Raw genomic sequence first — 14,072 nt, 5'->3', positions numbered from 1 at the left:
TCCTGTTTTTTCTTATTCAATTGTAATGAATAAACCGAATTGTTCCGGCGGCTGTGCACGACACATTTATGACAATTCACCACTTCGTATAAAAACACACCAAAAAGTCAGCCATACCCCGATATAATTGACTTTTCACTTTTCCGTTATACAATTGTGTCAAATAAACTGAATAGTGTGCTGCACAGGCACCCAAAAGATTCAGAAAACCATCCTCAACAAATAAATGACCAGCGGCCCTAACATTACAATAAACATCGCCGGGAAGATGAAGAGTAACATCGGGAAGACCATTTTGACGGGGGCTTTCATTGCTTGTTCCCGCGCCATTTGTGTGCGGTGTTCGCGGATTCGTTCCGTCAGTGAGCGCAATGCTTTCGCCATACCGACGCCTAAAATATCTGCTTGAATGAGTGACGTGATAATGCTTTGAAACTGGTGCACTGGCACGCGCGCGCGTAAATCGGCGAACGCTTCCCTTCTCGACTTGCCGAGTTCCATATCACGCAATGTTTGCAAAAACTCATCGGACAACGGGCCTTTCATTTGCCTGCAAATCTTAATAAGCGATGCATCGAGCCCCATTCCTGCCTGGATTGACAAGTTGACCATATCAAAAAAATCGGGCATCATCTTCTGGATTTCAAACCGCCGCCGCTTAATGAGCGCACTCACATAAAAAGACATGTAATACATCGACAATGATGCCATAATAGACGCTAAAAGCAGTATTGAAATGACAGGAATATTCATCTGCAACAAAATTAGTACGAAGGAAAGGAAGACGGTCGCGCCGACGAGAAATTGTAAGAGACGGAAATCGGTCGGCGTCAAATTCATCGGATAGCCCGCCTCGCGCAGCCTCTCCTCGAGCGCCTTCTTTTTCGCAGGCTTCGTCCGTTGGTCAATCCATACTTTCAATCCACGATTAATACTCTCCAACAAACCCCAGTCAAACGCTTTTCTATCCTCATCTTTCCCAACCCGTTCAATACCATCATCCGTATCAAAATAGTCAACCACCCGCCCATAAATCGCAATTTGCTGTCTAAACAGTTGACTTAGGATCGCCCCGATAATGAACGTGAAAAACAATGCCCCGAATAGAATAAACAATATGGAAGCCATTCACTACACCTCGATGTGGACAATTTTTTTAATGAACAGCCAACCGACAATGATGCTAAACGCCCCATAAATAACCATCGCCCAACCGACCGGGTGAGAAAACAGCGTCTGGAAATACTCGGGGTTCACTAATCGGATATAAGCAGCGAGAGCAATTGGCAAAATCGTAATAATAATAGACGAAAATCGCCCTTGCGCGGTCAACGTTCGGATTTCGCCTTTAATTCGCGCCCGGTCGAAGATGACGTTTTGCATTGTTTCCAATAATAACGCCATGTTCCCGCCGGTTTTCCGTTGGACGATCAACGTATTCAAGACAATCTCCAGCTCTTTTTCAGGCAGTCTCTCCTGCAAATTGCGAAAAGCGTCTTCATACGACACACCATAGTTAATTTCCTGGATTGTTTTCAGAAATTCAGGGCCAAGCGGATCATCGATTTCTTCCGCCATCATTTTCAATGCTTGCATGAAGCTGAATCCAGCACGCATCGCATTCGCAATCGTCCCAAGCGCCTCCCCTAGTTGGTAGGACACTAATAAAAGACGCTTCTTTCTTCGGCGCTTCACGTACGCAATTGGCAAATAAAAACCAATGACACCCAAAATCGCAACAATGAGAAAATGCATTTCATAAAAATTCCCCAACAACAAAATGAGAATGACAATGATGACGCGGCCAATAAACAGCTCTCCAAGCGACAGCTTCACCCCAGATTGGGCGAGGAGTTGTTCGTTCTTAGACAAGTTAAGGGCGGCTTCAATCGCCTTCGCTAGCGACTTAATTGGAGATTTCCGATTTCCCTCTACCCGCCTCTCACTTTTTTTCACGGCATCCCATTCAATATAATTTTTTAGCCTCTTCTCGTACTTCCTTTTTTCTATAACAACGAGAATAAAAAGACGAAACAGCAAAGTACCGAAGATAAATGCGAGGGAAGTGATCATGAGAACTATATTCAACTTCATTCCCATTCTCCCTTCCACACAAACTGATTGCCAGAGTCCATTAACTTTTCATAACAGTAAGGGCGAATGCCGGTCGTTGCAAACTTCCCAACAACTCTCCCCAACGCGTCTTTACTCGTTTCATAGACAAAGATATCTTGCAGTACAATACTGTCGCCTTCCATGCCAAGAACTTCCGTGATCTTCGTTATTTTTCGCGAACCATCCCTCATCCGATCTTGTTGAACAATTAAGTCCAGAGCCCCTGAAATCTGCTCACGGATGGCACGAACCGGCAAATCAAATCCCGCCATAAGTACCATCGTCTCAAGCCTCGCCAATAAATCTCTCGGCGAGTTGGCATGCCCCGTCCCCAAACTCCCCTCATGCCCCGTATTCATTGCCTGAAGCATATCCAACGTCTCAGCGCCGCGCACCTCTCCGACAATGATGCGGTCCGGTCGCATCCGTAAAGAGTTTCTGACTAAATCGCGAATCGTGACCTCGCCTTGACCTTCAATGTTCCGCGGACGAGATTCTAGAGTTACGACATGTTCCTGAGAAAGCTGCAACTCAGCGGCGTCCTCGATCGTGACAATCCGCTCCTTAGAGGATATGAAGGACGATAGGACGTTAAGTGTACTCGTCTTTCCCGTTCCCGTCCCGCCACTAATAAAAATGTTAAGCTTCGATTCTACAGCCGCTTTCAAGAAGGCCGCCATGTCTTCATTTAATGTTTGTTTACGCAATAAATCATTTATCGTAAATGGCACTTCGGAAAATTTCCGTATCGTGAGCGTAGGCCCGTTCAAGGCAAGGGGCGGAATGATCGCATTCACCCGCGAGCCGTCAGGCAATCTCGCATCGACCATCGGAACGCTTTCATCGATTCGGCGCCCGAGTGGTGCAACAATCTTCTCGATGACGCGTAGCACGTGAAGGTCATCGCGGAATGAAATAGGTACTTTTTCAATAACCCCATTGATTTCAACATACACTGCATTCGGTCCATTCACCATCACCTCTGTGACGGTCGTATCCGCAAGCAACGGCGAAATGGGACCATACCCTGTCAGTTCATGCGTGACATCATGCTTTAACTGCTTCTTTTCCTCAAAAGAAAGATGGTTCGCTTCCTCGATGATAAATGCATCGGCAAGTTTTTCAATGAGTGGTTCTAGTTCTTGATTTTGATGGGCCGGCTTTTTTAGTTCGTCGACTAGATGATTATGGAGCCGTGCCCATACATCATTCATTCCCTTGTTTAATTCAATCGGTTGCAGCTTCTTTGCTGGATGACGATCCGGTTCCTGTTGATTTCCACCAAGCCGTGAAAGTAACGACATTACGCATGCCCCCCTGCGCGACTAGCCGGTTTCTTCTTGGACGCTTGCTCGTCTTCCGGACGGACAAACACGTCAGCAATCTTCGTAATGTTCCGCGCAAATCCCGACCGCGGATGAGAGAATCGGATTGGCACCCCTTCATTTGCCGCTGTCGTCATCATCTTTTCCTTCGCAGGCAACGTCGCGAACAACTTTTTGCCGAGAACCTGTTCAACAGTGTCCATCGACATCCCTTTCACGTTGAACTGGCGATTCAGCACGACTTTCACACGGTCTTCAAGGCCCAATAAAGCCAACGTATCGATTAATAATTTGCTGTTTTTCAACGTCGGCAAATCCATATATGTCATAACGAGAATGTCATCCGAGCTTTCGAGCGCCACGATGCTGTTTTCATTCATATGACTCGACAAATCGATCAGGACGTAATCGAAACGTTGCTTCAATGAAAAGATCGCTTTCCGCACGTCATTTCCTGTAATGACTTCGGCGAATTCTGGACGCTGGGGCGCAGCCAAAACGGAAATTCCCTGTTTCGAAAGCGTCAAGTACTCCTCGATTCTTTTACCATCTTGATCTTCTTTCACCCAATCATAAATCGTCCGCTTCGGCCTCGCGTCTAAATACATCGACACATCCCCAAACTGCAAATCCAAATCGATAATCGCGACCCGTTTCGATTGCTTAAAAAGTGCTGCGGCTAAATTGACAGCAATCGTCGTTTTCCCGACTCCGCCTTTCGTGCTCGCAACCGTAATGACTTTCGCATTTTTCCGGAGCTCAGGTTGCTTGCCCTCTAAAGACACTTTCTTCTCGATCGCATGACGAATGTCTTCCTGAATTTTCGAAAGGGGTTCATCGAGGAAAACGACATCATCCGCACCAGCCCGCAACGCTCGCTTCATATCGAAGTCATCTTTTGACTCAAAAACGAACAAAATCGGTGTCGTCCGAAATGAAGAGGAGATGTTCGAACAGACACTGTATATATCGAAAAAATTTAGATTCGGTAATAGGACGACACAATGGCCCGCCATCATCGTTAATTGCTCGAAAAGCTTCGATTCATTGTCCGCCCAATAGATCTTCAAATTACTACTCGACGCAATCTCTTCCAGCCTGGACACCCATTCCCCATTTCCGGTTAAGGAGAGTAACTTACTCATTCGGTCTGAACACCCCTTTATGCAAGTCGTCTTCGTGGACATGCGTGCGCTCCGGCTCAATCGCATGATCCCCCTCTTCCCGCAAGAGGAGATGAAGATCGTATTGCGTCGCAAAACTTAACGTCAGCCCCTCGATCGGCGTCACTTCAAGCGTTACCATTTGATAACGCCTCATCGTCTCCTGATCATCTGCTGAGTGTCCGATTGCCAACACCTTTACGTCTTGCAATAAAAGTGTCGCCGCATCATGCTGATTCTCTTTATGTTCTTCCGGTACAATTAAAATCGCAACGACGTCCACATGGGAACCCGGTTCAATGAAGCCAGCTACCCCTTGTACGTCGGTCACCGCAATCGTCATCGCCCGCTTCCCCTCAGGAATCGGAAGCATCTCATTCTTCGGCTCCTCCGCCACTTCCTCCTCGGCAGGCTCCAGCACGATTTTCTCATCGACAACGGGTGGCGGTGCAGCCTGTTTATTAACTTCATAGTTCTTAACGACGACATACAACATGCCGGCAGCGAGAAATCCAAACACAATTGCCACTAACCAAATCCTCTTCGGATTCACCTATTCACCTGCTTTAAATGATTTGTCATTTTACGAGTTTCACTCTGTAAAGATTGGTCTCCGTTCCGTTATCATCAAAAATGCCTCCAGTAACGAAGTCGATGAAGCGGCCGGTTATTACGTGATTGCTTTGGGTACCGACTTTTTCTATCCAAACTGCAGCAAATCCGCTAATTTTCACGACATCTCTACCATTTGCATCTTCATACGTTTGGATTAATGGAATAATAATAACTCTCTTACAATCAAAATCTGCTGTTTCAAATACTTGACAGTGCTGTTTATTCGCATCCTGATCAATTCGGTATTGAAAAGCAGGTCTAGCAATTCCCCAGCTTAATCCCGGCTCGGTAAGTACTTCATCTCCAATTTTATAAGTGGCTTCGCTTCCATTTCTTATCGTTTCACCCATAGCCGCGCCATTTCCTTCAAGAGCTAAAAAACCATAATTCCCCCGATTGCCATTGCCAGGACTAAAGTTCAATTCATACTGATTGCCTGCTTGATAATCTCCTATTAAAGGGCCAACCGGGACAATCCCATCCTTCTGGACCAATGCCGACTGGATTAATTCAGCACGTGCAACAGCATAAATATCCGTATCATCTATTCCTAAGATTTTTGCAAACGTCATTTGCTTATTAATCGTTTTCTCAATTTCAATTGCTTGTGCCTCTGTCTCCACTTCAGCGTCAGCAATTGTAAATCCGTTTTTAGATGCAATGTCTTTTGCTGTATCTTTCGCTTCATTCTGCGACACTAACAAACGCTGCGCCCCTCCGAGAACAGCCGCGTCCAACGCTTTTTGGAGCCGGCTTTTTTCAAAATAGACGGCACCGACATCTACAACCAAGGCAGTGAACCCGAGTAATGCAATGATGCTAAAGGCGACAATTATTTTCGCTGCTCCGCGCTCGTTTGTCACGGAAAACAGTAACGTTTGCATTATTTTCTTCATAATTTATTCCACCCTCATTACTGTTTTGTTTTCCAACTCAATAGGTCCAGACAAATGACTAATAAGCGGCGTCAATAGTTCAATAGAATAGTTCAACGTAATCGTGACCTCGCTCCCACTCGGTCGATTTGATTTGCCTTGCGGTGAGATCGTATGCGTCAATTTATCTTCATTCAAGCTGCCCGTCGCCAGTTCGATCTTATCAATGATTTCGGCATCATCAGCACCGATCGCTGCCACTCTAGCAGCTTCCCTCCCAGCATGGTCGAGCGTTAAATACGCATGAAACACACGCCCTAAATCAGTGATACCAAACAGCAATATTAACAGGATTGGTAGGAGGAGTGCGGTTTCGACTAACGCCTGCCCTCGTTGTGATTTCACATGTACGCCTCCATTAGGAACGCCAATATCGCACCGATTGCGAGCGGGACCGCGTAGGGAATCGATAGTGACCTGTGAGATTGACCGAGTTTGTCATTGTTGAATACGAAAGAGGAAGAAAGCGTATGTTGTAGTGTAGAGCGGAGCCTTCTATTTTTCAGTAAAATGAAGAAAGAGATGATTCCTCCGATAGCTGCCCCGAAAAGGGTCGTGTACAAGACGAAAACAGCCCCCTTCCATACACCGACCGCGGCCAACAATTTAACATCCCCCGCCCCGATTCCTCCCTTGATGAACGGGATCATCAACAGCCCAAGGCCAACCAAAAACCCAAGTCCACTCATGAGTAACCCGTCAAAACCAGACGTGGCAACATGAAAAAGGAAACCTAATAAAATAGCAGGCATAGTAACAATGTTTAATATCTTTCGTTGACGTACATCGGTGACGACTGAAATTAGAAGGACAATTGCAATCGCTAAATTTTCCAATTGAAATACTCCTTTCATAGAGAGGAGCCCAACCTTGGTTGGGCTAACTTTCCTTATTCACCGGGTTTTGCGTTAACTAGAGCATCCTTTACTGCTACAAATAGGTCATCTAATGCCGGACCTAATAGTATCAGAGTCGCAATTACTGCTATCGCAATTAACCCCACCAACAACCCATACTCCGTCATTGCCTGCCCGTCTTCCTCTTTCCAAAGCCTTTTAAACCACTTCATGATCATCCTCCTTCAAAATTGCGTACATAGTATCATATTAGCGACGAACCAACCCACGGGAGGTAAAACGCCCAGTGCTAGTATATTTCGCTGAATTTTTACGCACCTCAATGAATAAGCTAGTAAAAAGGAGGCTTGATCGTTATATCCAAAACTATTCGTCTTCCATTCAGAATTGAACGCGCGGATACGGCATGGAAGAGATTCGTAGGTCTTTTAAATCACAAAGGACCACTTGTCGAAAAAGGTCTTCTTCTAACACCATGCAACTCCATCCACATGTTTTTTGTACGCCACCCAATTGACGTCGTCTTTCTCAACAAATCAAACCGAGTCATCAAAACCGTAGCCTATCTACGACCGTGGCGAGTCATTTCACCCGTAAAACACGCACACGCCACACTCGAACTTCCCCTCGGCACAATAAAAAAAGAAAGAATTCGCGTCGGCGACACAATCCACTTCCACGATTAAATTGTGCCGGTATTGAGTCCGTGCCTGTGTAAGGTGCATTTTGAGTCGGTGCCTGTGTAAGGTGCATTTATGACAATTCAACTAAATGTATAAATTCTCAAAGAAAAGTCAGCTATTTATTGATATAGCTGACTTTTTCATTGAGCAATATACAATTGTAGTTAATAAACTGAATTGTGTCGTCGGCTGTGCAGCACACATTTATGACAATTCAACAAAGTGAATATACATACGATGAAAAATCAATTACATGTTAATTTCATTGGCTTCATCATTTTCCAATATACAATTGTAGTGAATAACCAGAATAGTGTGCTGCACAGGCACCTGTTTCTTGGCACCTGTTTCTTCGAGAAGATGTGTATATAATGGAGATACATGATAAAAACTTCAAACCGAAGGAAGTGCTAAATGATGAATCTGGAAACGGTAATGCAGGAACTTGAAGCGCTTGGCAAGGAACGGACGAAAAAAATATACATATCGAATGGGGCGCAGGAGCCGGTTTTTGGTGTGGCGACTGGTGCGATGAAGCCAATTGCGAAGAAAATCGGGATCAATCAAGCTTTTGCTGAGGAACTTTATGCGACGGGGAACTATGACGCCATGTACTTTGCGGGTATTATTGCAGATCCGATAGCGATGACTGCGGAGGATTTTGATCGGTGGATGGATACAGCGTATTTTTATATGTTGTCTGATTATGTCGTTGCGGTTACGCTTGCTGAAGCAGATATTGCGCAAGACGTTGCGGATCAATGGATTGCGAGCGGTGAAGAGCTGAAGATGTCAGCGGGCTGGAGCTGCTATTGCTGGCTTTTAGGGAATCGACCGGATATCGAATTTTCCGAGAGCAAACTTGTGGGTATGCTTGAAACCGTGAAAAACACAATCCACGATGCGCCTGAACGAACGAAGTCTGCTATGAATAATTTCATATACACGGTCGGCGTTTCATTCGTGCCGCTCCATGAAATGGCGGTAGAAACTGCAAAGGCAGTTGGCCCGGTGGAAATGAAACGTGAGAAGAAAAAAAGCAGTATCCTCAACGCTTACGAGAACATTCAAAAGGAAATCGTTAGAGGAAAGATTGGCTTCAAACGTAAATATGTAAGGTGTTAATTAGCAGCTTCGCAATTAAGAGCGTTCATCCAAAATGGAGAAACGCTCTTTTTCAAAACACTAGTTACATACTAGTAAGACAATGATATAATTAAAGTTCGCAATGTCGTAATATTCAATCTAAAAAACAAAAAACAGGAGGCAATTATGGGGAGATTGGTTCATTTCGAAATCCATGTGGATGACATGGAGCGGGCAAAGACATTTTATGGGGAAGTATTCGGTTGGTCATTCCAAGATTGGAGTGAGTTTGCGGGGATGCCTTACTATGGCGCTGTGACGGGCGATGATAGCGAACCAGGAATTAATGGCGCATTAATGAAGCGTCAAAGTGCTCCACCTGAAGCAGGACAAGCTGTAAATGGATTTACTTGTACGATTGGTGTCGCGAACTACGATGCAGTGGAAGAGAAAATCTTGGCGAACGGCGGCACAGTCGCATTGCCTAAGTATGCCCTTCCCGGTATGGCGTGGCAAGGATATTATCATGACTCTGAAGGCAATATTTTTGGAATTCATCAACCTGACGAGAATGCTAAATAAAGAACAAACATAACAAAGAGCTGTCACGGAAAGTCGGTTTTCATCGATTTTCTGGGTAGCTCATTTTACTTTCTTCCGAGCAATCTGTGAGTCTAGTATGCTATAGTTAATTGAAATATTGGTTTAATCAAAATAAAAATTCCACATAATTCGGGGGAAATTAAATGAAAAAATTTGTGATAAAAGCTTTCCTGTATGTCACGGCCATAGCATTAATTGCGATCGCTCCTACTTCAGCTCACGCGGCGGTCACTTCATTCAAAGATGTACCAAAAAGCTCGGACCATTATGATGCGATTATAAATTTAGCGGAGAGAGGCGTCATTCAAGGGTATGAAGATGGCACATTCCGGCCAGACGCAACATTGACACGTGCGCATGCCGCGAAAATACTCGCGCTATCCCTTAAATTGAATACGACAAATGTAAAAGATCCGGGTTTTAAAGATGTGAATAATAGCCAATGGTACTACGGCTACGTCGCAGCACTCGCGAATGCCGGGTACATTTCCGGCTTTGAAGACGATACGTTCCGGCCGAATGCACCAATGACCCGCGCACAAACAGCAAAAATCATTGACTTGAGCTACCAACTTCCATTGGAAGCGAAGACGGCTAACCCATTTACGGACGTCAGCAATTCTGCTTGGTACGCGAGCCATATTCGTACGCTCGTTGAAAACAACGTGACAAAGGGCAAAACAGCAACTACATTTGAACCGAACGCCAACGTCACACGCGCTCAAATGGCTTCATTCGTCGTACGTTCTGAACAACTGGTGAGCGCCGCAAACTTCGCTGAACAGACAAAAGCGAAAATCCGCGCCATTGCCCTTGAAAACAGCGTCATCGAAAAAGACGGCAACAAACTGTCGCAATCCTCCTATGACCTAAAAACGGATACACTAACGATGACCGCCTATAACATGGATGACGGGATGAAAGCTATCCAAGGCCTCGGCTTCTTCTCGGATAAGCTACCTGCCCTCGGCGTTTCCCACATCCGCATCGCAGACGGCCCCCTCATCAACGTCGTCGAAAACCGCACCGCAGCCAAACAGCAACTCCTAAACTCCATGACCGAGCTGCTAAAAACACCGAGCGACAAAACAAACGGAGACTTGGTTGCAACCAACATCAAAGTCACCTTATTCGGCCAGAACGAAGGCACCCAATTCTGGGAATACTTCAACGTGAATTTGCGGGTGTTTACGGGGGAGTAGGAGTAACAATTACGGTGCCTGTGCAGGACACATTTATGACAATTCAACAATATTAATAAAAATACAATAGGAAGCTCATCAAACGTTTACTTGATGAGCTTCCTGTTTTTCATTTATGCAATTGTAGTTAATAAACTGAATTGTTCCGGCGGCTGTGCACGACGCAATTATGACAATTCGACCGATTGAATATATATTCAATAGAAAACCGATTAAATTTTGATTTAGTTGGTTTTCTAATTTTCAAATATACAATTGTAGTTAATAAACTGAATAGTTTGCTGCACAGGCACCGGTTAAAAAGTACCTATTCAGCAGCCTTCCCTGGCTTCCCAAATTCTTGCTTTTAACTCTACCCAGTGCATTTCTTTTTCTTCGGGGGTCCATCCCATTAGGATAGCCATGTATTCGATGACGTCTTGTTTATATTGATTCACCCAATCGATGTCGAACAAGAGGGCACCTGTCCGTCTTATGAAATAATCGGCTGGGGTGAGGGCCATTTCTTCTTCAATTGCGTAGTGAAGGGTTAATTTTATGGATAGCGGGAGATCCGTTTCATTCAGCACCCGGTCTGCGTACTTCACTACAGAATCCACATTCGTACCGTACGTCGCGAGTATGGTCATCGCATCGGTTTTAGAGATTCCAACTTTCGCAATGTCTGCAGCCCTTTCGTGTATGAATCGGCGATAGTCTTCAGGCTCCCGAAAATCCCCTCCGGATAACTTCAAATGCTTGGTCACGGACTTAGGGGCTGGCTTTCCATCCCGCTGAAGTTGCTCACAAACGATATCCGTCACCGTTTCAGCCATTTTTCGATAGCCGGTCAACTTTCCACCAGCGATTGTAATTAACCCCGTATCTGAAGTCCATATTTCATCTTTCCTTGAAATTTCGGATGGCCCTTTCCCTTCCTCCCGAATGAGCGGGCGAATTCCTGCCCAGGCGGACTCAATATCATGCATTCCAAGCTGCACATCAGGAAACATGAAATCGATGCTCTCCAATAAATATTGCTTATCTTCCTCGGTTATTTCCGGATGGATTAAATCGTTTTCGTACTCCGTATCCGTCGTCCCCACATACGTTTTTCCATTCCTCGGAATCGCAAATACCATCCGACCGTCCCGCGTGTCAAAATAGACTGCCTGTTTCAATGGGAATTTAGAGCTATCAATTACGATATGAACGCCTTTTGAGTGGAATAAGCTCTTCCCTTTAATCGTCCTATCCATCCCAATGACATCTTCCACCCATGGTCCTGTCGCATTAATAACCTTTTTGCCGAATACACGATAACGATGATCATTCAACACATCTTTGACATACAAACCTGACACTTTTCCATTTACATCATAGGTAAACGACTCAGCCTTTGCGTAATTGAGCAAGTCTGCCCCTTTTATAAACGCTGTTTTCGCCACTTCCATTGTCAATCTCGCATCGTCTGTCCGATACTCGACATAATAGCCGGCACCTAGTAACCCTTTTTTGTTTAATAAAGGCTCTTTTTCCAACGCTTCTTTGCCTGTCAACATTTTCCGGCGCTCTTTCTTTTTAACACCCGCCAGAAAGTCATACACCTTCAATCCTAACGATGTAGAATACTTGCCAAACGTACCGTTACGATAGATTGGCAAAAGCATCCATTCCGGATGAGTCACATGAGGAGCATTCCGATAGACGACCTCCCTCTCCTTCCCCACTTCCGCAACCATGCCGACTTCAAACTGCTTTAAATAGCGCAGTCCACCGTGGACAAGCTTCGTGGAACGACTCGATGTGCCAGCTGCAAAATCCTGCATTTCGATAACAAGGGTTTTCAAACCTCTTGTCGTGCAATCAAGTGCAATGCCTGTTCCAGTAATGCCGCCACCAACTATAATGACATCGTACTGCTCTCTTTCAATCCTTCTCAGCAGTTCACGTCTTCCCTCAAATGAGAATGATTTCATCTGTAAAACGCTCCTATCATTGAAAAAAGACCATTACAATAGCCCTGCATAATGCAAGGATTGTAATGGTCTTTTCTCTTAGTCTCCGACCCTATTAAATTTTCTTTCTATTATTAAATGCTATGGTATTATAATAGTACACTATTTTATATTTTTCGAAAGGATGAATACACTTGAGTTTAGTCGACATGGTGGAATCTCAAATGATCGCCTCCGTGAGTAATGAAGAGGACTTACAACATGCTCTTACATCCAATTCCAACATCGTCTTTCTCCTCACCGGAAACCTAATGACAATTGCAAACTATATTCAACAGTTGCATGATGCCGGCAAACACGTCTTTATTCATCTGGACTTCATCGACGGCATATCCAATTCACGAAATGCAATTCGTTATGTTGCTGAATATTGGAAGCCGACAGGGATTATTACTACAAAGAGCAATATCGTTAAGATGGCAAATGAAGTAGGTCTGAAAACAATTCAGAGAATCTTTCTGCTCGATCATGCCGCTATTAACAAAGGGATTGAGATGGTCAAATCCTGTCAACCGGATGCCGTCGAAATCCTCCCTGGCATTATTCCAAAAATCATTGATCAGCTTTCAAATGAACTTGACTACCCAATCATTGCTGGTGGATTGATCACTGATCTTTCAGAAGTCCATGAAGCTTTACAAGCCGGCGCATTAGCTGTATCATCCGGAGATCCAGAAATGTGGAAATTCGATTTATAAAGTGGCAATGTCCTTAACACTTTCCAGCACAAAATCAGGTCGATGCTCGGTATTTTCCAGCATGTCTTCAGTTGTAATACCTGAAAGGACAAGAACGGAATGAATGCCGGCATCATTCGCCATTTTAATATCCGTCTCCAAACGATCGCCTACCATATAACACTGGTCCGCTTTCATGCCCAACACGTTTTCCAGAACGTATTTGGCCATTAAGGAAGATGGTTTTCCTGTAATCATCTTTACTTGTTCACCGGTTGCTCCTTCAAGGGCACCAATCATTGCGCCGCAGTCCGGGATTTCACCATCTTTGACCGGACAAGTCCGATCCGGATTCGTCGCAAGAATTTCAGCGCCATTTCGCCACGCTTGGAACGCATTGTTTAATTTGTCATACGTAAATTGGCGATCCCATCCTAATACAACATAAGATGCACTGGCGGGGATTTCCGCCAGTTTGATATCTTCAGAGGCCAATTCGTCGAATAAAGGCTGTTCACCAATTACGTATACAGTGTCGTCTTCCTTCATGACTGATTTTAAATAGTGTGCAGTAATATAATTTGAATTAATGACTTCGTCCAGTTCCACTTCAATTTCCATAGAATTCAATTTCTCAACGTAATCTACACGACTCGCAATTGATTTATTCGTCAAGAACACGACTTTATCTCCACGCTCTTTAAGGGTTTTAATTGCTTGCGCAGCCCCTTCGATCATATGGTCGTCAAGATAGATCGTTCCATCTAAGTCAAAGATAAAACCTTTCAACACATTCACTCCAAATCAGTTATGC

16 protein-coding genes are annotated in these 14,072 nt (G+C 44.7%); 5 read left to right on the top strand and 11 right to left on the bottom strand.

The annotated features are described in order from the left end of the window. Window positions 1-201 precede the first annotated feature (201 nt). From QM454_RS09070 to QM454_RS09030, 9 genes are read right to left on the bottom strand one after another with little or no spacing between them, the layout of a single operon-like run. Entirely contained in the window at window positions 202-1,128 is a 927-nt protein-coding gene (locus tag QM454_RS09070) for a type II secretion system F family protein (protein WP_432357107.1), read from the bottom strand. Window positions 1,129-1,131: 3 nt separating this feature from the next. Beyond that, window positions 1,132-2,094: a type II secretion system F family protein gene (locus QM454_RS09065; RefSeq protein ID WP_432357106.1), complete on the bottom strand. Its 963-nt coding sequence runs from the start codon at window positions 2,092-2,094 to the stop codon at window positions 1,132-1,134. Continuing rightward, a complete protein-coding gene (locus tag QM454_RS09060; protein WP_432357104.1) occupies window positions 2,091-3,419 on the bottom strand; it encodes a CpaF family protein in 1,329 nt (442 codons plus the stop codon). Before QM454_RS09060 ends, QM454_RS09065 begins: the two co-directional genes overlap by 4 nt. After that, the gene (locus QM454_RS09055; protein ID WP_432357102.1) at window positions 3,419-4,585 is read right to left on the bottom strand and encodes an AAA family ATPase; all 1,167 of its coding nucleotides are present in this window, start codon (window positions 4,583-4,585) and stop codon (window positions 3,419-3,421) included. Before QM454_RS09055 ends, QM454_RS09060 begins: the two co-directional genes overlap by 1 nt. Continuing rightward, complete coding sequence (gene cpaB, locus QM454_RS09050) at window positions 4,578-5,156, bottom strand: Flp pilus assembly protein CpaB (protein ID WP_432357101.1); 579 nt, start codon at window positions 5,154-5,156, stop codon at window positions 4,578-4,580. The genes QM454_RS09055 and cpaB overlap by 8 nt, the downstream gene beginning before the upstream one ends. A gap of 25 nt (window positions 5,157-5,181) precedes the next feature. After that, window positions 5,182-6,114, bottom strand: coding sequence for a pilus assembly protein TadG-related protein (locus QM454_RS09045; protein WP_432357099.1), 933 nt, complete (start codon window positions 6,112-6,114; stop codon window positions 5,182-5,184). A 3-nt stretch (window positions 6,115-6,117) separates the two neighbouring features. Beyond that, on the bottom strand, window positions 6,118-6,498 hold the full coding sequence (locus QM454_RS09040) for a TadE/TadG family type IV pilus assembly protein (RefSeq protein ID WP_432357097.1): 381 nt from the start codon (window positions 6,496-6,498) through the stop codon (window positions 6,118-6,120). Next, window positions 6,495-6,989 carry an A24 family peptidase gene (locus QM454_RS09035; protein WP_432357096.1) on the bottom strand — a complete coding sequence of 165 codons (495 nt, stop codon included), beginning with the start codon at window positions 6,987-6,989 and terminating at the stop codon, window positions 6,495-6,497. The genes QM454_RS09040 and QM454_RS09035 overlap by 4 nt, the downstream gene beginning before the upstream one ends. Before the next feature lie 53 nt (window positions 6,990-7,042). Beyond that, the gene (locus QM454_RS09030; protein WP_432357094.1) at window positions 7,043-7,222 is read right to left on the bottom strand and encodes a Flp family type IVb pilin; all 180 of its coding nucleotides are present in this window, start codon (window positions 7,220-7,222) and stop codon (window positions 7,043-7,045) included. 135 nt (window positions 7,223-7,357) lie between these two features. On the opposite strand from QM454_RS09030, the gene QM454_RS09025 reads away from it, so the two are divergent. The 4 genes from QM454_RS09025 (at window position 7,358) to QM454_RS09010 (ending at window position 10,584) form a co-directional block, all read left to right on the top strand. Beyond that, window positions 7,358-7,696, top strand: coding sequence for a DUF192 domain-containing protein (locus tag QM454_RS09025; protein WP_432357092.1), 339 nt, complete (start codon window positions 7,358-7,360; stop codon window positions 7,694-7,696). Between the two features lie 414 nt (window positions 7,697-8,110). Further along, on the top strand, window positions 8,111-8,818 hold the full coding sequence (locus QM454_RS09020) for a DNA alkylation repair protein (RefSeq protein ID WP_432363924.1): 708 nt from the start codon (window positions 8,111-8,113) through the stop codon (window positions 8,816-8,818). Window positions 8,819-8,965: 147 nt separating this feature from the next. Beyond that, a complete protein-coding gene (locus QM454_RS09015; RefSeq protein WP_432357090.1) occupies window positions 8,966-9,361 on the top strand; it encodes a VOC family protein in 396 nt (131 codons plus the stop codon). Between the two features lie 164 nt (window positions 9,362-9,525). After that, window positions 9,526-10,584, top strand: a complete 1,059-nt coding sequence (locus tag QM454_RS09010) for an S-layer homology domain-containing protein (protein WP_432357088.1) — start codon at window positions 9,526-9,528, stop codon at window positions 10,582-10,584. A 311-nt stretch (window positions 10,585-10,895) separates the two neighbouring features. On the opposite strand, the gene QM454_RS09005 is transcribed toward QM454_RS09010, so the two are convergent. Further along, the gene (locus tag QM454_RS09005) at window positions 10,896-12,542 is read right to left on the bottom strand and encodes a glycerol-3-phosphate dehydrogenase/oxidase (RefSeq protein ID WP_432357086.1); all 1,647 of its coding nucleotides are present in this window, start codon (window positions 12,540-12,542) and stop codon (window positions 10,896-10,898) included. Window positions 12,543-12,715: 173 nt separating this feature from the next. On the opposite strand from QM454_RS09005, the gene QM454_RS09000 reads away from it, so the two are divergent. After that, window positions 12,716-13,279 (top strand): glycerol-3-phosphate responsive antiterminator, encoded by a 564-nt coding sequence (locus tag QM454_RS09000; RefSeq protein ID WP_432357084.1) that lies wholly within the window; start codon window positions 12,716-12,718, stop codon window positions 13,277-13,279. Here QM454_RS09000 and QM454_RS08995 read toward each other — a convergent pair. After that, entirely contained in the window at window positions 13,274-14,050 is a 777-nt protein-coding gene (locus QM454_RS08995; protein WP_432357082.1) for an HAD-IIA family hydrolase, read from the bottom strand. The two genes, QM454_RS09000 and QM454_RS08995, sit on opposite strands and share 6 nt — an antisense overlap. Window positions 14,051-14,072 lie beyond the last annotated feature (22 nt).

The sequence above is a fragment of the Sporosarcina sp. UB5 genome (assembly GCF_050859005.1).
Lineage (GTDB): Bacteria > Bacillota > Bacilli > Bacillales_A > Planococcaceae > Sporosarcina.
The sequence above is the reverse complement of the archived record's forward strand: the minus strand, read 5'-3'. Positions and strand labels throughout refer to the sequence as shown.